General features: G+C 44.5%; 19 protein-coding genes. 17 read left to right on the top strand and 2 right to left on the bottom strand.

The features are described from left to right. Positions 1–234: 234 nt before the first annotated feature. The 7 genes from JFC07_RS02315 (at position 235) to JFC07_RS02285 (ending at position 5194) form a co-directional block, all read left to right on the top strand. A complete protein-coding gene (locus tag JFC07_RS02315) occupies positions 235–756 on the top strand; it encodes a hypothetical protein (RefSeq protein ID WP_198328027.1) in 522 nt (173 codons plus the stop codon). A 42-nt stretch (positions 757–798) separates the two neighbouring features. Then, a complete protein-coding gene (locus JFC07_RS02310; RefSeq protein ID WP_198328026.1) occupies positions 799–1164 on the top strand; it encodes a hypothetical protein in 366 nt (121 codons plus the stop codon). Positions 1165–1221: 57 nt separating this feature from the next. Then, a complete protein-coding gene (locus JFC07_RS02305; protein WP_198328025.1) occupies positions 1222–1806 on the top strand; it encodes an alpha/beta hydrolase in 585 nt (194 codons plus the stop codon). A gap of 281 nt (positions 1807–2087) precedes the next feature. After that, a complete protein-coding gene (locus JFC07_RS02300; protein ID WP_198328024.1) occupies positions 2088–2723 on the top strand; it encodes a hypothetical protein in 636 nt (211 codons plus the stop codon). 260 nt (positions 2724–2983) lie between these two features. Beyond that, entirely contained in the window at positions 2984–3658 is a 675-nt protein-coding gene (locus JFC07_RS02295; protein ID WP_198328023.1) for a glutathione S-transferase, read from the top strand. A 40-nt stretch (positions 3659–3698) separates the two neighbouring features. Beyond that, positions 3699–4265, top strand: coding sequence for a tellurite resistance methyltransferase TehB (tehB, locus tag JFC07_RS02290; RefSeq protein ID WP_191692090.1), 567 nt, complete (start codon positions 3699–3701; stop codon positions 4263–4265). A 248-nt stretch (positions 4266–4513) separates the two neighbouring features. Next, positions 4514–5194, top strand: a complete 681-nt coding sequence (locus JFC07_RS02285) for a DUF421 domain-containing protein (RefSeq protein WP_198328022.1) — start codon at positions 4514–4516, stop codon at positions 5192–5194. Here JFC07_RS02285 and JFC07_RS02280 read toward each other — a convergent pair. Next, a complete protein-coding gene (locus tag JFC07_RS02280; RefSeq protein WP_193031940.1) occupies positions 5191–5667 on the bottom strand; it encodes a CinA family protein in 477 nt (158 codons plus the stop codon). The two genes, JFC07_RS02285 and JFC07_RS02280, sit on opposite strands and share 4 nt — an antisense overlap. Before the next feature lie 291 nt (positions 5668–5958). Here JFC07_RS02280 and JFC07_RS02275 point away from each other — a divergent pair, with 291 nt between their 5' ends. After that, complete coding sequence (locus tag JFC07_RS02275; RefSeq protein WP_102076692.1) at positions 5959–6399, top strand: MgtC/SapB family protein; 441 nt, start codon at positions 5959–5961, stop codon at positions 6397–6399. A gap of 141 nt (positions 6400–6540) precedes the next feature. Here the strand turns inward: JFC07_RS02275 and JFC07_RS02270 are convergent, their stop codons facing one another. Beyond that, the gene (locus tag JFC07_RS02270; RefSeq protein ID WP_198328021.1) at positions 6541–6954 is read right to left on the bottom strand and encodes a hypothetical protein; all 414 of its coding nucleotides are present in this window, start codon (positions 6952–6954) and stop codon (positions 6541–6543) included. Between the two features lie 232 nt (positions 6955–7186). Between JFC07_RS02270 and JFC07_RS02265 the strand changes: the two genes are divergently transcribed. The 9 genes from JFC07_RS02265 (at position 7187) to JFC07_RS02225 (ending at position 20002) form a co-directional block, all read left to right on the top strand. Continuing rightward, entirely contained in the window at positions 7187–8143 is a 957-nt protein-coding gene (locus JFC07_RS02265; RefSeq protein WP_198328020.1) for a LysR substrate-binding domain-containing protein, read from the top strand. 290 nt (positions 8144–8433) lie between these two features. After that, positions 8434–9705: a 2-aminoadipate transaminase gene (locus tag JFC07_RS02260; protein ID WP_198328019.1), complete on the top strand. Its 1272-nt coding sequence runs from the start codon at positions 8434–8436 to the stop codon at positions 9703–9705. Between the two features lie 152 nt (positions 9706–9857). Beyond that, positions 9858–11309 (top strand): 2-oxoadipate dioxygenase/decarboxylase HglS, encoded by a 1452-nt coding sequence (gene hglS / locus JFC07_RS02255; protein ID WP_227697949.1) that lies wholly within the window; start codon positions 9858–9860, stop codon positions 11307–11309. A 141-nt stretch (positions 11310–11450) separates the two neighbouring features. Continuing rightward, entirely contained in the window at positions 11451–12941 is a 1491-nt protein-coding gene (amaB, locus tag JFC07_RS02250; protein WP_198328017.1) for an L-piperidine-6-carboxylate dehydrogenase, read from the top strand. A gap of 151 nt (positions 12942–13092) precedes the next feature. After that, a complete protein-coding gene (gene nhaC / locus JFC07_RS02245) occupies positions 13093–14553 on the top strand; it encodes a Na+/H+ antiporter NhaC (RefSeq protein WP_198328016.1) in 1461 nt (486 codons plus the stop codon). A gap of 14 nt (positions 14554–14567) precedes the next feature. After that, on the top strand, positions 14568–15854 hold the full coding sequence (amaA, locus tag JFC07_RS02240) for an L-pipecolate oxidase (protein WP_198328015.1): 1287 nt from the start codon (positions 14568–14570) through the stop codon (positions 15852–15854). Between the two features lie 237 nt (positions 15855–16091). Then, positions 16092–17120, top strand: coding sequence for an ornithine cyclodeaminase family protein (locus JFC07_RS02235; protein WP_198328014.1), 1029 nt, complete (start codon positions 16092–16094; stop codon positions 17118–17120). A gap of 76 nt (positions 17121–17196) precedes the next feature. Further along, on the top strand, positions 17197–18450 hold the full coding sequence (locus JFC07_RS02230; RefSeq protein WP_198328013.1) for an NAD(P)/FAD-dependent oxidoreductase: 1254 nt from the start codon (positions 17197–17199) through the stop codon (positions 18448–18450). 232 nt (positions 18451–18682) lie between these two features. Beyond that, entirely contained in the window at positions 18683–20002 is a 1320-nt protein-coding gene (locus tag JFC07_RS02225; RefSeq protein ID WP_198328012.1) for a short-chain fatty acid transporter, read from the top strand. The last annotated feature ends 52 nt before the right edge of the window (positions 20003–20054 follow it).

The following is a 20054-nucleotide window of genomic DNA, read 5'->3' as shown; positions in this document are numbered from 1 at the left end:
AATGAGAAACTACGGCTAAACAATTATAAAAAACACCCAATCTTACATTATAAAACCAATTAACTTCACTAATTTTATAGCCAATAACGTTATTTAAGCAAATGGCGAACAGACTCGGCTGGCTTAAAATTGCGCTTAAAAGAATCCAAAGAAAATACGAAATAAAAATATAGAAAATAATGCGATAAGCAATCAAAAATCAAAACTGGATGCCAAAATAATAAGGATAAAACGATGACAAAGTTAACCTATCAATTTGAGCAAAAACGTATAGACAATGTGCAGTGGTCGGATGGCGCAAAACTATCTGGAATAACGGCATTGGCGAATGATGAGAAAGGGCGGGTACGTAAAAGCCCATTATTTTATCTTGAGACGGTTTCGATAAATAATTATGAAGATGATGTATATTTTGTCAATAATACCGATGATACCTTGAGCTTTGTCGCGCCGTTTCGGCTGTGCCGAAACATAGGTGAGGCAAGGGCTAAGCTCGGTGATGTCAGTGCTGAAAACGTAGAAAAGGCAAAACTTTATAGCGATGATATCGAGTATTTATATACGGACGTTTTACCGAAACAAGCGGTGCGTATTGGCAGTACGCATGTCATTTATGATAGCGATGCGCTGATGCAGTGGTTTATCGTTGTGCCTTATAAGGGCATTGATACCAAAGACATTGATACGCATTATGGCATTTGGCGCTTTAATGTGGTGGAGAAGGGCGGAATTGGCGGATCTTATCCATTGCTGTAGGAGGATTTTAGCAAGCCCTCGCACGTAGTGAGCAGTGAGTATGTGACTGAGCGCAATGAGATGCCGATAGAGCCTTTACTCTATGACGAGCGCTGTTCGATGTTAGAGCAATTTATTGAACAGTATGGCGTGGCTGATGCTATATTTATCTTGGCTATTAATGATGTGCTCTATCGCTATTGTGTAGGCTGGAGTGCGCCCTACAATGAGTCCGATATTCAAGCAAAAGATATTGCGCGTAAATTAACAGCGCAAAAACCAAAAGATGCTGAGGCGGTAAAATCCATTATCCAAGCGGTTTATGATTTTTGGTTTGGTAAGGGCTTTGCAAAGAATCTCTCAATGCAGGCTTGTGAGGAGATTTTGTGTTTATACCAAGCGCAAATTGCCAATCAAAAAGCGGTTTAAACAATAGATAAAATTATTAAAAATAATACTAAAAAATAATGATAAAAGGAGAAAGCTATGATGTTTCCTATCGAAAATAACGACACGTTTTTACTGTTTTTCCATGGTCTCGATTCAAGTTGCGAGACCAGTAAATACACGTGTATCAAGCGCGAGCCGAAATATTGTCAAACGGTCAATTACCGCGAAAATTTTGCAGAAATTTTTAAGATTTACGATGCTTTAATTCAAGAAAAAATGCAAGAGTATCCACGCGTGGTGTTGGCAGGGCATTCGCTTGGCGCTTGGTTTGCCAATCATTTTGCCCATAAATATAACTTGCGGGCGCTCTTAATTGTGCCGTGTATTTATCCAAGTGATGTTTTAGCGGACCGTATTCCCGCCGTAGCCGATATGAAATTGTCGTTTCCGACCTCAAATACTGAGATGATGCGAGTGATGGTAGAGGTCGACGATGAAAGCTTGGATGTGGCGGTCGCTAGGCGAACTTTGGTTAATCTGCCGGATAGCTGGGAAGTCGATTATTTTGACGGCGGTCATCACCGTATCGCTCGCAGTAGTGATATTTGGTATCACTTGGTACATCTGTGTGAAGACCCTATCGTTTGGATGGATGAGGCGACGTATCATAGTGAAGATTAGGATATTTGCTGATTAAAAAGAAGTCATGATCGCGTATTTATTTTCTATGGGCTGATGTGCTATCATCATTGAATAAACTATCGTGGGTTTAACAGTTTTGTCCTCGTCATTTATTGCAAATCATCATGATTGCAATTGGTGGCAGCGTACAAACCTTGCAACTTCCAGCACGATATAAAACAATCCTGGTAAAGCGCATGAGCCTGTACTCCGACATCCTCATTTGTGCCTGATTTTATACTTTTTCGTCGGAGTTATAGGAATATAAGGTCTTCATCATCATGAGCCAATCTGCCCAGCCATCCAAATTTACCCGCCGTTTTCAGCCGTGCCATCCTCTCGCACAATACGTCATCGCGCAAATAGATACGTTAGAATATCGCGCGCAATATATTGTCAAAACCATGGGTTACCCACTAAAGCATACCATGCCTGCTTGCGAACGCCTGCGTCATGTGTTGTCCAATAAGCATCTTGGCCTTGACGGCAGCTATATGGATAAATACTTTAGCGCCGAAGAGTTTTTAGCAAAGTTATTTTCGGTACTCGATTTGCCTTATGAGCCATTTGCAGAAGATATCGCCCAGATTAAGGACGAGATAGCACAGGGTTCTGTGCCGCAGCCTCGATATCGTTTATACGCCGATGTTGATTTTAAGTTTGATGACAACGCCAATTGGCTGTCTCGTTGGGGCGCTGCACTTTGGACTCAGGTAGATTTGCCAAGCGGATTTGCCAAACTGGATGAAGCTGCGCGTAAAAGTATTATTAAAGAGCGTATCCGCACGCATTATCAAGAGCGTGGGTCTAATGTGCCGTACGATGGCGCTATAAAAGGCTATTGCTTGATTATGGAACTGCAAGATAAAGAGGTCGAGAGAATCGAGTACGACCTACCAAAATCTAAAAGTGTGTAATAGCCTAAGCAAAAATAAAACTATAATTTCAAAAAACTATCCTTACAATGCTATAAGTTAAATGTCATATTAAAAATCATCTTAAACATCAGCCTCTCTATCCTTTTATGATAGCGAGGCTTTTTTGTATTAAGTAAAAATTTTTAAAATTAAAGCCTACCATTGAAGGCAAGTGTGGTCATTGTTATGATAAGCCAAGCTATACATAATAACTTTTAAGCCTAAAACGATAAAGATTAATCAAACTGCGAAACACGTCTATGACTCCTTCGATTTCCTCTTATCCTCGTCTGTACTCTTTTCGTCGCTGTCCTTATGCCATGCGCGCCCGTCTTGGGTTGTTGTTTGCGGGGCTGCAGGTCGAGCTGCGCGAGATAACATTAAAAAATAAGCCGCCGCAAATGCTAGCGATTAGCCCAAAAGGCACGGTGCCTGTTTTGCAGCTTTTAGATGGCACAGTGATTGAAGAGAGTAGAGAGATAATGACATGGGCGCTTGAACAGCAAGATGCGCAAGGGATGCTTGCTGCCCAGACTTTGCCGCAAGCAAATGCGCTGATTGATAAAAACGACAATGAGTTTAAATATTGGCTCGATCGCTATAAATACGCCGACCGCCATCTCGATATGAGCCAAGCAGAGTATCGACAACGAGGTGAAGCTTTTTTACAAATGTTAGAGGAGTTATTAATCAAAAATCCTTATTTACTAGGAGAGAGTATAACCATCGCTGATATCGGTATCATGCCGTTTGTCCGTCAATTTGCGCATGTGAATCGCAAGGTTTTTTACGATTTACCTTATCCAAATTTGCAGCGCTGGCTACAAGACTGGCTCAACCATCCACTTTTTTTGCAAGCGATGACCAAGTTTGCGCCCTGGCAAGAAAAAGATGACGTGGTGGTTTTTCCTGCCGCTTTCATCGATTGTCATTAGTGCTATGATAAAATCTCTCAATTACATATAAGAGGTTGCCATGACCGTTGATCTCAATAGCCGCTACGGCTTGAATCCTGCTCATAGTGAAGTCGTAGAAGCGTGCCAGATTATTGAGCCGTGCGCTGCGCTCGATATGGGCTGCTCAAATGGGCGCAATGCTTTATATCTTAACCAACTTGGGTTTAATGTGACGGCGATAGATGCCAATCCTAGCGCTATCAATATGCTACAAGACATTGTTGAACAAGAAGGACTTACAAACCTCAAAGCCGAAGTGTACGATATCAATCGTGCCAGCCTTGATGCCGATTATGGTTTTATCAGCTGTACGGTGACCCTGATGTTCCTTGACCCCGCGCGCGTTGACGCTGTCATTGCCGATATGCAGGCGCATACGCTGGCTGGTGGTTATAATTTGATTGTTTGTGCCATGAACACTCAAGCCTATCCATGTCCGGTTAATTTCCCGTTTACTCTAAACGAAGGGCAATTACGCGACATGTATCAGGGCTGGGAGTTGATTAAATATAATGAAGACGTCGGCACCATGCATAACGGCGCGCAATTACAGTTTACTACCATGTTGGCACGTAAGCCCAGTTAAGCAATGTTAAGTGATGTTAGACAAGAAATCTTAATCAGATCACATTAGTCATACTGTCAATTCACAAGGTTGTTAGCGCTATATTTACCACAGCGTTAGCAGCCTTTTTTAATTAAAAATTTTACAAACCTATACAGCAATAACAAACGCACTATACAGCGGAGCAGTCGTTTTTTTAATATACTCATACTTAGAGAAATGACACGATAAAAAAATAACACGATAAAAAAGAATAATGGAAAAATAACATGGATTGGTTCAGTATTTTTATTTATGACACCACATGGTCTTTTGCGGCAGAAATCGCCATACGTACCATCATCATGTTTTGCCTGATTATTTTATTATTACGCTTTACGGGCAAGCGCGGCATCCGCCAACTCTCTATTTTTGAATTAACCATTATTTTGTCATTGGGCTCTATCGCAGGCGACCCGATGTTTACAGAAGATTTGCCGCTGATTCAAGCAGTGCTTATTATGAGTATTGTCTTGCTACTTTATCGGTTTTTTACTTGGTGCTCGACAAGGTACAAAATTTTTGAGCTTATCTTAGAAGGTAAGCCGACTTGTATTGTCGAGGATGGTTTATTGGTCTTAGAGGACGTCAAAAAGGGCAAAATGTCGCACGATGAGTTCTTTTCAGAAATGCGCCAAAAAGGCGTGCGTCATTTAGGCCAAGTTCAAGTAGGGTTGCTCGAAACAGATGGTGATTTTAGCGTGTTATTATTTGAGCCTGAGAAAACGCAGTATGGACTGCCTATTTTTCCGCAAGAATTTAAAAAGGCAACGGTATTAGAAAGCGGTCATCCCTATGCTTGCATGCACTGCGGTCATGTACAATATATCGAAGTGGCAAATGAGAGGTGCAAGCGTTGTCAGCATTCCAAAGGATGGGCGAAAGCGCTCAAAACCAAGTTTGTAAATTAAGCAGTATGACTGGTGACCACCTCAATAATACTTTTGCAAATAAGGCTGTTTATACTGCGTAGCTTTTGCTCAGGAGCGCCGTGGCACAGGCTGCGAAAATCATAAATCTCGCCTTGATAGCCGATACAATAAAAAAACGTGCCGACGGGTTTTTCTTCGGTTTCAGAGCCGCCAGGCTTTAACAGTCCCGTACAGGCAACATGTAAGTCGGCCTCAAACATTTTTTTGGCTTTGATGACCAGCTCACGCGTCACTTCTAACGACTCAGGCGTACAGTCCTCAATTAATTGGCTAGGTACTTTTAATACCTGCTTTTTTATCGAAACGTCATAACATACTAGGCCACCCATTAATACATCACCAGAATATGGACTGACAGAAAAGCGATGCGCTAAGTAGCCCGCGGTCGCGCTTTCAATAAAGACCACCGTCAATCCTTTATCAGCGAGTAATTTTGCACAACTATCGGTCACGCCTGCCTCCTTTTCTTTATTAAAGCTCGTAAAATAAAAACAACCACTATTCACTTAAACTATTACAGTACTTTGCTCGTAATTATTCAATTTATGGATTGATGAATTTGCGTAACGGTTTTTTAAAACTTACCTTTCTTCACTAAATGTTATTTAGCTTTAGGATTAGTTCTTGTAATATCTTTATATAGTATAAAATATTTGATAGGTAAGCAGTTTTTAACTTAGTCTGAAGAGACTGGGTTTTAAATAAGATTGATGACCCTTTAAACGGACTTTTAGGCGATAGCTATGTTTGCATTTGATATCAGTATGAAGATTTTAACCTACCATGCCTTTCAGCTTGGCATTGCTTTTATACTGTCGCTGCCGATTGCCCTTAATCGTGAGCTTGAAGACAATGGTGCGGGACTCAGAACCTTTCCTTTGGTGACGATTGCCTCGTGCGCTTTTATGTTGGTAGGTATGGATATTTATCAAGGCTCGGACGCAGAAGCTCGTATCATGTATGCGATCATAACTGGTATGGGTTTTATTGGGGGTGGGGCTATTTTTAAAAACGAGAATGGGGCAAAAGGCACGGCAACCGCCGCTGGGCTATGGAATACAGCGGCAATTGGTATCTCGGTCGCCTATGGGCGCTATGAAATTGCCATTATCCTCTCAGTCGTTGGATTTATCATTTTGCAATTCTCCAAACCCTTTAAGCCAAAGCATAGGCGCAAAGATTGATAATTAAGCTATTTAATATGATCGGATAAAAGATATTAGACATAAAATAAGCGAGACCATCATGGTTCTCGCTTATTTTATGTCTCTGTTGCTGTGCGGTTTATTTATTGCGTATAGCGATGCGGTTTGCCAAGCCCAAATTTATTGCACGCCCTCTGCCGGTGTTTGATCGAGATTTGGATTGTTTTCATTAACAACCACAGCATCAACGCCTTTTTCTTCATCTTCTGCACCATCTACGCCAGAATAATAGGTTTGATCTCCATCATTCTCGGTCGCGTCAGTCGAGGTGGCAGTAGTGCCTGTAGAAGTGGTCGCCGTGGTGGTCGAGGTCTCGTTGTCTGTCGTAGTGGCTACAGGCGCCATTTCGTCAGCTTGCGTATCGGTAGACTGGACGGTGTCATTGGTCGTAGTCATGTCAGCAGTGTCGGGCTCTGTACTAACATCCGTTGCATCTTCTCTTTCATTGCTACAAGCGCTAAGCCCAATCACACTAGCTAATAAGGCTATCCATAGTTTGTTTTGAAGCTTTTTAGGCGTTACCGATGTTTTCATTTTTATATCCTTGTTATTGTTTTTGATTGTCTGCTTATAATAAGATTTAGCCAGTTTAGAGGTTTATTCCTATGTCCCTGATAATTAAAATACCTGACAATTCAGCTGACAGTATGCCTAAATATAATAAAGAAACTTAAAAAACTCAGGTGAATAAAGGTAAAGGTTTGTCAATCTGTGTATCATATATTCTTTAAAATAATTTATAAGTAACTAAAAGAACCAATACATTATGAAACCCGATAATAAAACCCCACTTGCTTTTAGAAGGTATCCTTCGACCACGGCGCTGCAATGTTTTGAGACGGCGGCTCGGCATTTGAGTTTTACCAATGCGGCGCAAGAGATGCACATGACGCAAAGCGCTATCAGTAAGCAAGTCGCGCAGCTTGAAGAAATGCTGAACCTGTCGCTGTTTTATCGCACACCGCATCGCATCTCTTTAACGCCCGCTGGTAAGACTTACTACTTAGAAGTGCTCGAAATCCTCAAACATATTGAGGCGGCGACTACTAGTCTGATGTCAAACAGTGATAATTCAGAAGTGCTGAAAATCGTCTCGCATCCAACTTTTTGCTCGCGCTGGCTGATGCCTGCATTAAACGGCTTTGGTACAGTGAATCCACTGATTAATTTAACCATCAAAGAGCTGGCTGGACCGTTTTTTTCTGAAGATCAAAACGTCGATGTGGCGTTTTTATATGGCGATGGAATTTGGGGCGGCATGGAGTCGATTAAGTTGTTTGATGAGTATAATGTCGCCGTCTGTCATCCGGATTATTTAACAGACAAAGCCGCATGCATGGGTGATATAGGCAATATAGATAATTGCACGTTATTACAACTCAGCTCACGCCCTAGCGCTTGGTATGAATATTTTAGACAGCAGGATATTCGTATCGATGGTACCTTTGTCGGCCCGCGCTTTGACACCTTTCATACGACTATTTCAGCGGCACTACTTGGCTATGGTGTCGCACTGGTGCCACTGCGTTTGGTTGCGCCAGAGCTGCAATCAGGCGCTCTGGTGACAGCATGGCGCTATGCCTCAAAAGGCAGGGGAGCTTATTATATGTCTTACCCTTTAGCCATGGGCAACTCGCATAAAATAAAGGTCATTATAGAATGGATTTCAGCTTATCTTGCTAAGTCAAAGGAGCCTACGCCAGACTTGGATTTTATCTTGTAATGTAAAACAGATTGGAACTTTTTAACTACGAAAGTCTTAACTATGAACCGTTTAACCCTTTAGGTATTAACAAGGTTAAAAAGTACAGTTAGTAAAAGCAAAGTTTGAAAAGTACCGTTTGAAAAGATAGCAACGCACCGGCCTTGAGCCGGTTTTTTTGTTAAAGTTAAATATGGTAATAATAAGCATGGCAATGACAAAAAGGAATGGCGTCACAACTATTATTCGTTTGCTGATAGTGGAGCAGTTTGCTCAAATGACTCTCTCATCAAGGAAGATAAGAGACAGCCATGGAGCAGCTATACAACGTCACCGATGCCTTTACGATGGTGCATCCGCTGACATTAATCAAAGGTAAAAATGCTAACGTTTGGGACGATAAAGACCGTTGCTATATTGATTTTGTCGGCGGTATTGGGGTCTTAAACCTTGGTCATTGCCATCCTCATATCGTCAGCGCGATTGTCACTCAAGCGCAGTCGCTGATTCATTATGCTTATAACGCCGCGGCTCACTTGCCATACCAAACCTTTATGCCAAGACTGTGTGAATGGATTCCTATTAAAGGTGAGCTTGCGGGCATGCTCACCAACTGCGGCGCAGAAGCCACCGAAAATGCCATAAAAATCGCCCGTATGCAGACAGGGCGCACTGGCGTCATTGCCTTTGATGGTGGTTTCCATGGGCGTACGCTGGCGGCGGTTAATTTAAATGGTAAGGTCGCGCCTTATAAGCGCGGGCTAGGGCCATTGTCTGGCGGCGTCTACCATATTCCTTTTCCTAGTCCTGATAACGATATCAGCGATCAGCAGGCGATTGCGGCTTTAGAGCGTCTATTTGCGGTAGAGACTGATGTGGCTAATATCGGCGCCATTATTGTAGAACCTGTGCAAGGTGAGGGTGGGTTTCAGCTGCTGTCCGCGGCGTTTGCCCAATATCTACGCAGCTTTTGTGATGAGCATGGCATCTTACTCATCATGGATGAGATTCAGTCGGGGTATGGTCGCACAGGTACGCCTTTTGCCTTTACGCATTTAGGCATTGAGCCTGACCTGCTATTGCTCGGTAAAAGTATCGCCGGCGGCTTACCACTTGGAGCGGTAGTCGGCAAAGCTGGCGTGATGAATGGTCTGCCAAAAGGGAGCTTGGGCGGAACCTATTCAGGTAATCCAGTGGCGTGTGCGGCGGCAAATGCTACTTTGGATATCATGCAGGACGATGAGGTCTGGCAATCAGCTCAGTATTATGCCAACACCATTGAAAATACTGTCAATAAATGGCAGCAGCAAAACCTCTCTCCATGGCTATATGGGCTTACAGGAATAGGGGCGATGCGCGGTATCGAGCTGCGTCACCCAACCTATGGCACGCATCCAAGTGTGATGGCGCATGTCTTAACACAAGCGCGCGAGCAGGGTTTGTTGTTGATGCCAAGTGGTAAGCGTCGACATATTATTCGCTTATTGCCGCCGCTGACGATTGAGACTGAAACCCTAACGGCGGGTCTTGATATTTTAAAGGCGGTGCTAAGCAGTATTCATAATGAAATGCCAAAGCTATAGTGTCTGTGAGCTGCTGAGAGTTTTTGTGAGTTACTGAGAGTTTCTGAGACGGCTGTTTTTATCTAAAAAAATACCTTAATTAAAAAGGATACATACTTGTGAACCCTACCTTTATCAATAGCGATGATATTCGCCACGATTTTTCTATCGCCATGTCAGAGATGTACCAAAAAGAAGTGCCGTTATATGGTGACCTCATTGATTTGGTGAGCGAGGTGAATACTGAAGTATTAAATAAGCAGCCTGAAATTAGGGAGCAACTTGAGCACACCGGAGAGATTGATAGGCTAGGTATGGAGCGCCACGGTGCGATCAGATTAGGCACCGCCGCTGAGCTAAGCATGATGCGCAGGCTGTTTGCGGTGATGGGCATGTACCCCGTTGGTTACTATGATTTGGCGCCCGCTGGCGTGCCTGTGCATTCTACGGCTTTTCGAGCGCTTGAAACATCCTCATTAAATAAAAGCCCCTTTCGCGTTTTTACTTCTCTATTGCGCCTTGATTTGATAGATGATGAAGCATTAAAACAAGAAGCGATTGCTGCTTTGGATAAGCGCACTATCTTTACAGATAACGTTATTAATTTAATTAAGCGCTTTGAGGAGCAGGGCGGGCTGACGGCGGAAGACGCTAAGCGATTTGTTAAAGAAGCGTTAGAAACCTTTCGCTGGCATGACAAAACACCCGTCTCAAAAGCGCTTTATCAGCAACTATTAAGCCAACACGGACTCATTGCTGACGTCGTTGGTTTTAAGGGCCCGCATATCAACCATCTGACGCCTCGAACCTTAGATATCGATGCGGTACAAGCAGGTATGCGAGCAAAAGGCATACCACCAAAAGCCATTATAGAAGGGCCACCGAGACGGAGATGTCCTATTTTATTGCGTCAGACCAGTTTTAAAGCGTTAGAAGAAGCGGTTAGCTTTAAAAATCCTAACGGCGGCTATGAAACGGGGCATCATACTGCGCGCTTTGGTGAGATTGAGCAGCGCGGCGTGGCTTTAACACCCAAAGGCAGAGCGCTGTATGACCAATTGCTTAGCCAAGCTCGCCGTCAGTTAGCTGTGACGCCAAATGTCGATAACGCCTCGGAGTATTATCAGGTTTTAGAAAGTGCATTTGCAGCGTTCCCTGATGATTATCAAACGCTGCATGATGAAGGTTTGGCGTATTTTTACTATCAAGCAGTTGGTAGCGATGCAGATATAGTCGTTGCTGACATTGAACAGACACTAGATTCTTTAGAAGTAGAAAGTATAAATGATTCTATATCAAGGCAAGTGCTTACTGATGTGCTTGAGCAAGGAATGATTCGCTTAGAACCTATCGTTTATGAGGATTTTTTACCCGTCAGTGCGGCGGGGATTTTTCAGTCCAATCTGCATGACGATAGCACAAACGACAATGAAAACGACAATGAAAACGACGAAAACAGCGGCAAACAAAGTAAGGGTGAAGTTCATACCAATAAAGAAGCGTTTGAGCATGCTTTGGGCGCTCAGGTGTACGATGAGCTTGAACTTTATCAAACGCTGCAAGCGCAAAGTCTCAAAGCCTGTTTGGGACAACTAAATAGTAAAGTTTTAAAACGCGTTATCTAAAACCGTCATAGATAATTGGAACTATTAATGAGCATTCCAAAAAGGAATGGCAGTACGAAATTAATTATTTTGCAACTTAGCTGGGTGCAAGTTAAGTTAATAAGTCTTCAAGGAAGTATAAATTAATAAAAGGGATGGATTATGATCAAGCAGTATATGGCCGCGATGGGCGTCAAAGAAGCACCATATCAAAATGGTGATTTTGACGTCAATAGCCCGATTGATGGCTCTGTGATTGGCAGCATGACCTTGGACAGCGTTGATGAGGTCAACACCAAGATTGCCAATGCTAAAAAAGCTTTTAAAGAGTGGCGCGTGGTGCCTGCGCCAAGACGTGGCGAGCTGGTGCGCCTGCTCGGTGAAGTGCTGCGCGAGCATAAAGAAGACTTGGGCATGCTGGTGTCATTTGAAGCCGGCAAGATCAAAGAAGAAGGCCTAGGCGAAGTGCAAGAAATGATTGATATTTGCGACTTTGCCGTCGGAGTGTCGCGTCAACTTTATGGTTTGACAATTGCGTCGGAGCGTCCAGGCCATCACATGCGTGAGACATGGCATCCGCTCGGGGTGATTGGTGTCATCTCAGCCTTTAACTTTCCCGTTGCGGTTTGGTCTTGGAATACCGCACTGGCTATCGTCTGCGGTAACCCTGTGATTTGGAAACCATCAGAAAAAACCCCGCTTGTCGCTTTGGCCTGTCAGGCACTGTTTGAAAAAGCCTTGGCCAAATTTGGCGATGCGCCAGACCATCTATCGCAAGTCTTACTCGGTAAAACCGATGTCGGTAACGCCTTGGTTGAGCATAAAGATGTGGCTTTGGTGAGCGCCACCGGCAGTACGCGTATGGGCCGAGAAGTCGGGCCAAAAGTTGCCAACCGTTTTGGTAAATGCTTGCTTGAGCTTGGCGGCAACAACGCCATGATCTTGGCACCAAGTGCCGATTTAGACTTAGCGTTACGTGGGATTTTATTCTCCGCGGTTGGGACGGCGGGGCAGCGCTGTACGACATTGCGCCGTTTATTTGTGCATGAGTCTATCAAAGACGACATCCTACCGCGCATCAAGTCCGCTTATGAAACCGTCAGTATCGGTCATCCACTAGAGGGCAATCTGGTTGGTCCACTGATCGATGAAGACAGCTTTAATAATATGCAAGTGGCGTTGGAAAAGGCGCGAGAAGCAGGCGGCACGGTCACGGGCGGCGAGCGCGTCCTTGCAGACAAATATCCTAACGCCTATTACGTCACGCCTGCCATTGTCGAGTTTGACGAGCAAAACGATGTCGCCAGAAGTGAGACGTTTGCGCCTATCCTTTATGTCATGACCTACCAAGACTTTGATGAAGCGATCGAGATGCAAAACGATGTGCCACAAGGCCTATCATCATGCGTCTTTACCAATGATTTGCGTGAGGCGGAGACTTTCCTCAGTGACCGCGGTAGTGATTGCGGTATTGCCAACGTCAATATCGGTACCAGTGGCGCTGAGATTGGCGGCGCGTTTGGCGGTGAAAAAGAAACCGGCGGTGGCCGTGAATCTGGCTCTGATGCATGGAAGGTCTATATGCGCCGTCAGACCAATACCATCAACTATTCAAAAGAGCTGCCACTTGCCCAAGGTATTAGCTTTGGTTAATAAAAAGGTGAGTACAAACTTTTGCTAATTTGATGTATTTATCAATAAACTGCCAAGCGTACTTTATAGAAGCTTGGCAGACCAAAAATAATAAGCAATCAAGGATTGGTTGCCACTCCCATCGACGACTACTAAGGAAGGTAGAACTATTATGATCGATGATAAAACGCATAACCCCGATATAGACGGTTATGATCCGTCGTCTAGCTTTTTACTTGATATCGCGCCGCTTGTATTGACTGCCATCATTCTGATGATACAGTTTTTCGTCTTCAAAGATTTTACCCCTCATATACCCTTAGCCTGCGGTATTTTAATCACCGGTTTGTTTATGAAACTGCGTGGCCGTAGTTGGCAAGGTATGGAAGAGCGGTTTTTAAAGGTTATTAAAATCGGTTTGCCAGCGATGATTATCCTGATGGGCGTCGGTATGCTCATCGGCGCATGGATTATCGCCGGAACCGTGCCGACCATTCTGTACTACGGCTTTAGTATTTTCTCGCCTTCCTCGTTTTTATTTTCCGTCTGTCTTATTTGCGCCATTATTTCTGTCGCTACGGGTACCTCGTGGGGTACGGTTGGTACCGTGGGCCTTGCGATGATGGGAATTGGTATGGGGCTTGGTATTCCCGCACATCTAACAGGTGGTGCTATCGTCTCCGGTGCTTTTTTTGGCGACAAAATGTCACCGCTGTCAGATACCACTAACTTAACCCCAGCCGCGGCGGGTGTAGACCTTTGGGATCATATCAAAGGTATGCTGCCGACCACCGTGCCCGCCATGATTACGGCGTTGGCGCTCTATGCTTGGATTGGCATGGGTTATGGTGACGATAGTATCGATTTGTCTTCTATTCGTGCATTGCAGGATAACTTAGCGGCCAATTACAATTTAAGTATCATCACCTTATTGCCAGCGTTAGTGGTCATTGTCGCCGCTGTGATGAAAATGCCAGCGATACCGACCGTATTAAGCGGTGTGCTGGTAGGCTCAGTGATTGCCGTCTTTATGCAAGGCGTGGGCGTGAGTGATGTTTTTAATGTTTTACAAAATGGCTTTGTCAGTGAGACGGGTTTTGAAGTGGTAGATCAATTGTTGTCAAAGGGCGGCGTTATGTCGATGACATGGGTGATCAGCTTAACGATATTTGCTTTGGGGTTTGTTGGGGCGCTTGAGCACTACGGTACGCTCAAAGCCATCATGGCGAAAATTAACCATTTCGTAAAATCGCGTTTGGGGTTGGTTTTTACGACATATGGCAGTGTGCTGAGTGTCGGAACGCTGATTGGTGATGTTTACACGACCTGTGTTTTGCCAGGGCGTTTATTGCAAGACAAATATAAAGATATGGGCTATAAGCGCACGACCTTGACACGCTCTATCGAAGACGCGGGTACGCTTTTGTCACCCCTTATCCCGTGGAATATGGGCGGTAGCTTTGTAGCAGCGACACTTGGGATAGCAACATTGACCTATGCACCTTTTGCGTTTGCGTGTTGGTTGTCGCCTTTATTTGGGCTGTTATGGGCGTTCCTTGATAAGTTCATACCGCGCGAAGAGCCTGAGGTGGAAGAGGTTGACGTTGCTTTTTCTGTCAATGAAGCGCGCTAATAAAGGAATATGATATGTTGCAAGAGCAGTGTTTATGGAACATGACCGCGCCGAATATTGACGCTTATAGCCAAATGAGTAGCGATACCCAAGCGGCGGTGTGTATCATTGGCGGCGGATATACTGGATTGTCGGCGGCGATTCATTTGGCTGAAAAAGGCGTCAAAGTTGTCTTACTTGAAAGCCAAACCATCGGTAGTGGCGGCTCGGGAAAAAGCGTTGGGCTAGTCAACGCCGGAACTTGGGCGCGCCCTGATGACTTGAATATCAGTCTGGGTGAAGCAGCCGGTGAGCGTTTGACCCAAGCGCTTGGACAAGCACCAAGTTTGGTGTTTGATCTAATCAAACGCTATGATATCGACGCCCAAGCCACCCAAGCGGGCAACCTTCACATGGCGCATAATGCCAAAGGTGAAATCGATGTCGATATCAGATACGAGCAGCTGCGTCGCCGCGGTGCCAATGTTGAGGTATTGACTGGCAGCAAATGCCAAGAATACTGCGGTACCACCAGTATTAATAAAGCTTTATTAGACCACCGCGCTGGTACCATCAATCCGCTGGCGTATGTCAGAGGGCTTGCCAAAGTTGCCACTAATCTTGGCGTGACGATTTACGAGCATTCTGGCGTTGAAGCACTAGAAAAGGTGGACGGTCATTGGTATGCAAGAACCGCCAAAGCGCGCGTCAAGTCTGAGCGCGTCATCATCGCTACCAATGCCTATAGCGAAGGCGAATGGACAGAAATTAAGAAAACATTTTATTTGGTTTATTACTATCAAATCGCCTCTGAACCACTGAGCGGCGAGGCGGCAGAGCGCATTTTACCTTATAAAACAGGGGCGTGGGATACCCGTTTGGCGTTATCAAGTTTCCGCCGTGATAATGACAATCGCCTATTATTGGGCACGGTTGGTGGGACGCAGATGAAACCAAAATCCTTTTATCAGTCATGGGCCAATGCGGTGCAAAAAAGCTATTATCCAGATCTGCCTGCCTTTAATTGGCAATATGAGTGGTGCGGTAGCTTTGGCTTTACCCAAGATCATATCTTTCGCGTGATGGAGCCCGATGAAGGTTTGCTGACCGCGACCGCCTATAATGGTCGCGGCATCACTACCGGTACGCTCATGGGTAAATGCTTCGCGGAGTATATATTGACTGGTAATAGAGACAGTATTCCTATTCCATTTAAGACGTTAGAAGAAGCGAAAATCCCTTTTGCAGGCATTAAATCGGGCTTTACAGAGTTGGGACTGACTTTATACCATGCTGGTCAGTGTCTTAAAATTATCAGATAGCATGTTTATTTACATAGTGTGGTTATTTACTTGGTTAAAATTCGACTAAATTTTTATAAATATCATAGCCAATATGGCCGTCGTTGTAAGTCATACATTTAAGCTTATCGCTAAGAATATTTTAAAATTATAAACCGTGATAAAAGCTTTAATAAATAGCGGGTTGCTTGTTAGGTTTTTTAATGTCACATTTAGGGATTATTAATAATAAAATTACAGGGCAGTTTAAGGAACATTATGCGAATTTTAGACATTCATACGGTAAAAAAACAGCTGACCATGTCGATGGCAATTGAGGCGATTGAGGAATTACTCAACGTGCAAGGCGAGCATCCGACGTGGGTTAAAACGCCTGAACGCCTTGTCATTCCCACTTTTGAGGAAAGTAGTACAAAAAGCTCCGGCAGCCATTTATCCATGCCGGCAGTGGTATTTGACGGTACTAATGAATACGCAGTCGTCAAGCTGGTCACTATCTGTCCAGACAATCCTAAGCGTGATAAACCAACAACCATGGCCAATGTCACGGTCTCAGACAATGACACAGGAGAGATGTTGGCCTTTTTGGATGGGGTATATATCACCCAAGTACGTACCGCGGCGCTGTCTGGCATCGCGACTAAACATTTAGCCAATCGCGATAGCCGTGTGGTAGCAGTGGTCGGCACGGGCGGTATGGCGTATGAGCAGCTTAACGCCATTCTTACCGTACGTCCAAATATCAAGCAGGTGAATCTTTGGAACCGAACCAAGCAGACCGCGCATAAATTTCAGGAGAAATTTAAAAAAGACTACCCACAATGGGACGTTGATTTTACGGTGTGCGACGATATCGAAGCGGCGATTCAAGACGCCGATATTATCAATTTGGCAACGCGCGCGACGTCAGGTTTGTTCGAAGCGGCGCAGATAAAAGCCGACGCTCATATCAATGCCGTTGGCGCCTATCAAGCATCGATGAAGGAAGTGAGCAATTCGGTGATAGAAGCCAGCACGTCTGTCATTATCGATGATGCCGAGGGCGGCTTGCATGAAGCGGGCGATTTGATCCAAGCTCATGAAGACGCTGATAGTACTTGGACGTGGGATAAGCTGACGGGAACGCTAAGTGATTTGGTTAATGAAAAAGTGCAAATTGAGCTAAATGCTGATAAAGGTATCACGCTGTTTAAGTCGGTTGGCGCGGCAAGCTTCGATGCTGCCGTCGCGTTAAAGGTTGCTCAAAAGGCCAAAAAAGAAGGTTTGGGCCAGTTTGTTGCGTTATAAAATCTGGCTGCTATTAAGGTAACAGTTTTTAAGACAACGTTTTTATTTTGGTCTAACGATCTCGAAGAGTATTGATATGCGCTATGACGTGATTGTAGTTGGGGCAGGCATCGTAGGAACCTCTATCGCGTGGCATCTGCAAAAAAACAACGCGCAGGTGCTGTTACTTGATAAAAAGCTCCCAGGAGAAGAAACCTCCTATGGTAATGCGGGCATTATCACCAGAGAAGCGGTCAATACCAAACCCTTTCCGCGAAGTGCTAAAGAGATTTTTAGTGTACTGCCCAATAACCGTACCGATATTCGCTACCGTTGGTCGGCAATTTATGGTTTTCAGCGCCCTTTATTTCAGTACTGGCTACATTCCAGCCCAAAAAATATCGAAGTTATCGATAAAGAATGGGCGACGCTGATTGAGCATTGTACCAATGAGCACGAGCCGATGATTAAAGCGGCTGGCGCAGAAGTGTTGGTCAGTAAAATAGGCTGGATTGAGCTTCATCGTCATTCGATTGATTTTGAAAAAGCTATTAGCAAAGCCGTAAAGGCTGCGGAGCAAGGCGTAGAGTATCAAGTGCTATCGCTAGTAGCGCTGCAAGCCCTAGAGCCAAATCTAAACGTTACCGATTATATTGGCGGTATCCACTGGAAAAACTCGTGGCAAATAAAAAATCCCAGTCGCCTTGTAAAAGCCTATGCGAAAAGCTTTGCAGCGATGGCGGGCGAGGTTAAGCAGTCAACCGTGACAGATATTATGCAAACGGCAGAAGGCTGGCAAGTTGTATGCGGCGATGATACCTACGTCTGTCAGCATGTCGTGATAGCGGCAGGGCCTTGGTCAGCTGAGCTTATCAAGCCACTGGGTTATAACATACCGATGTTTCCTATGCGTGGCTACCATCAGCATTTTAAGATCACACCCAAAAACGCCCTTTCACACAGCTTATTTGATGTCGATAAAGGGTTTGTGATGGGTGCAATGGAGCAAGGCATCAGAGTTACTACGGGTGCTGAAATGGCAAATTTAGACGCGCCAAAAAAATTCGCCCAACTAGAAGCCGTGCTGACTCATGCAAGAAAACTTGTGCCACTTGAAGATGCCGTGGAGTCTGAAGCATGGTGCGGGACAAGGCCTTGTATGCCAGATATGAAGCCAGTGATTGGCCCTGCATCAAAACATGATAACTTGTGGTTTGCGTTTGGTCATGCTCATCAGGGGCTGACATTAGGACCAGTCACAGGGCGTCTTATCGAAGAGATGATCCATAATAAGCCATTATTTATCGATTCCAAGCCCTTTAGTAGTCATCGTTTTACTGCTAGTTTTTAACCGTTTTCCGCAGCAACTTCCTGACTCTTCTGCTTCTCCTATCTTTCCTTCTTGCATTATCTATTTTATTTTCATTCCTACTGATTAATAAGCAAGATACGGTGCTCTATCGTAACGCTTAAGGCATATCGTTAGCATCATTGATAGTCAAACACCCACCCTAAAAAAATGGAAATGAGGTAATATTAAGCTTAGAAAAGAGGTGTAAATGTAAATAAAAAGGGAGTTTAAAATGAAAGGAATCACACGCTTCTCAAACAGCTTAATGGAGAAATATTTACCCGATCCATTTTTGTTTGTCATTATCTTGACCTTGGTTATTTTTGTCATGGGCTTGGGTCTGACCGATTCCTCACCGATACAGATGGTGGCGTTTTGGGGCGAAGGATTTTGGGCACTACTGGCATTTTCGATGCAAATGGTGTTGGTGCTGGTTACGGGTTATGTGTTGGCCAGTAGTCCGATATTTAAAAAAGGGCTCGGCAAACTGGCAAGCTTTGCAAAGTCGCCCAGTAGCGCGATTATATTGGTCACCTTGGTATCCCTTGCCGCTAGCTGGATAAACTGGGGCTTTGGCTTGGTGATTGGCGCGTTATTCGCAAAAGAATTGGCAAAACGTGTCGAAAATGTGGATTACCGTTTGCTTATTGCCAGTGCGTATTCTGGTTTTATCATTTGGCATGCAGGATTCTCTGGTTCGATTCCGTTATCCATTGCAACAGAAGGCCATCCATTCGTCGATAAGATTGGGGTGATTCCAACGAGTGCTACCATTTTTGCGAGCTATAACTTAATTATCGTCGCGGCATTGGTCATTATCGTGCCGTTATTAAATCGTTTGATGATGCCAAAACAAGAAGATACGATTACGGTAGATCCAAAACTTTTAATAGACCCTATCGTTGAAGCGCTTCCAGCAAAGACAGCGATGACCCCAGCGGAGCGCTTAGAGAATAGTTGGATTTTATCCATGGTCATCGGCTTATTGGGTATTGCTTTTATCGTTTACTATTTCGTGCAGAACGGCTTTGCTTTAACGCTCGACTTGGTGAATTTCATGTTTTTATTCCTTGGGATTATATTCCATGGAACGCCGCGTAAGTATTTGATTGCTATTCAAGAGGCAGTCGAAGGGGCGGGCGGGATTATCGTCCAATTCCCGTTTTATGCCGGGATTATGGGTATGATGACGGCTTCTGGTTTGGCCGGAGTGATGTCAGAAGCGTTTGTCAACGTCTCGACAGTGGATACGCTTCCGCTTTTTGCTTTTTTAAGTGCAGGACTGGTTAACTTTTTTGTCCCCTCAGGTGGCGGACAATGGGCCGTGCAAGCGCCAATTATGTTAGAGGCGGCGGAGATGCTCGGTAGTGATCCAGCTAAAGTTGCGATGGCGGTAGCGTGGGGTGACGCTTGGACAAATATGATTCAACCGTTTTGGGCGTTGCCTGCCTTGGCAATCGCTGGACTCAAAGCCAAGGATATCATGGGTTTTTGTGTCATTGTGCTGATTGTAAGCGGCGTTGTGATTGGGCTGGGGTTGTTGTTTTTATAAATAAGACTGTAGTTAACCGCCTTGCCTAGTTTATAGGTGAGGCTTTTTTTTG

The organism is Psychrobacter faecalis (assembly GCF_016107575.1).
GTDB lineage: Bacteria > Pseudomonadota > Gammaproteobacteria > Pseudomonadales > Moraxellaceae > Psychrobacter > Psychrobacter faecalis.
This window is presented reverse-complemented; position numbering and strand designations above follow the sequence as displayed.

Coding starts and splice junctions, on each gene's coding strand:
- JFC07_RS02225 (WP_198328012.1), top strand. CDS start 18,683: ATGAAAGGAATCACACGCTTCTCAAACAGCTTAATGGAGAAATATTTA.
- JFC07_RS02265 (WP_198328020.1), top strand. CDS start 7,187: ATGAAACCCGATAATAAAACCCCACTTGCTTTTAGAAGGTATCCTTCG.
- JFC07_RS02305 (WP_198328025.1), top strand. CDS start 1,222: ATGATGTTTCCTATCGAAAATAACGACACGTTTTTACTGTTTTTCCAT.
- JFC07_RS02295 (WP_198328023.1), top strand. CDS start 2,984: ATGACTCCTTCGATTTCCTCTTATCCTCGTCTGTACTCTTTTCGTCGC.
- JFC07_RS02275 (WP_102076692.1), top strand. CDS start 5,959: ATGTTTGCATTTGATATCAGTATGAAGATTTTAACCTACCATGCCTTT.
- JFC07_RS02270 (WP_198328021.1), bottom strand. CDS start 6,954: ATGAAAACATCGGTAACGCCTAAAAAGCTTCAAAACAAACTATGGATA.
- JFC07_RS02235 (WP_198328014.1), top strand. CDS start 16,092: ATGCGAATTTTAGACATTCATACGGTAAAAAAACAGCTGACCATGTCG.
- JFC07_RS02230 (WP_198328013.1), top strand. CDS start 17,197: ATGCGCTATGACGTGATTGTAGTTGGGGCAGGCATCGTAGGAACCTCT.
- hglS (WP_227697949.1), top strand. CDS start 9,858: ATGTCAGAGATGTACCAAAAAGAAGTGCCGTTATATGGTGACCTCATT.
- amaB (WP_198328017.1), top strand. CDS start 11,451: ATGATCAAGCAGTATATGGCCGCGATGGGCGTCAAAGAAGCACCATAT.
- amaA (WP_198328015.1), top strand. CDS start 14,568: ATGTTGCAAGAGCAGTGTTTATGGAACATGACCGCGCCGAATATTGAC.
- JFC07_RS02300 (WP_198328024.1), top strand. CDS start 2,088: ATGAGCCAATCTGCCCAGCCATCCAAATTTACCCGCCGTTTTCAGCCG.
- JFC07_RS02285 (WP_198328022.1), top strand. CDS start 4,514: ATGGATTGGTTCAGTATTTTTATTTATGACACCACATGGTCTTTTGCG.
- tehB (WP_191692090.1), top strand. CDS start 3,699: ATGACCGTTGATCTCAATAGCCGCTACGGCTTGAATCCTGCTCATAGT.
- JFC07_RS02260 (WP_198328019.1), top strand. CDS start 8,434: ATGGAGCAGCTATACAACGTCACCGATGCCTTTACGATGGTGCATCCG.
- nhaC (WP_198328016.1), top strand. CDS start 13,093: ATGATCGATGATAAAACGCATAACCCCGATATAGACGGTTATGATCCG.
- JFC07_RS02315 (WP_198328027.1), top strand. CDS start 235: ATGACAAAGTTAACCTATCAATTTGAGCAAAAACGTATAGACAATGTG.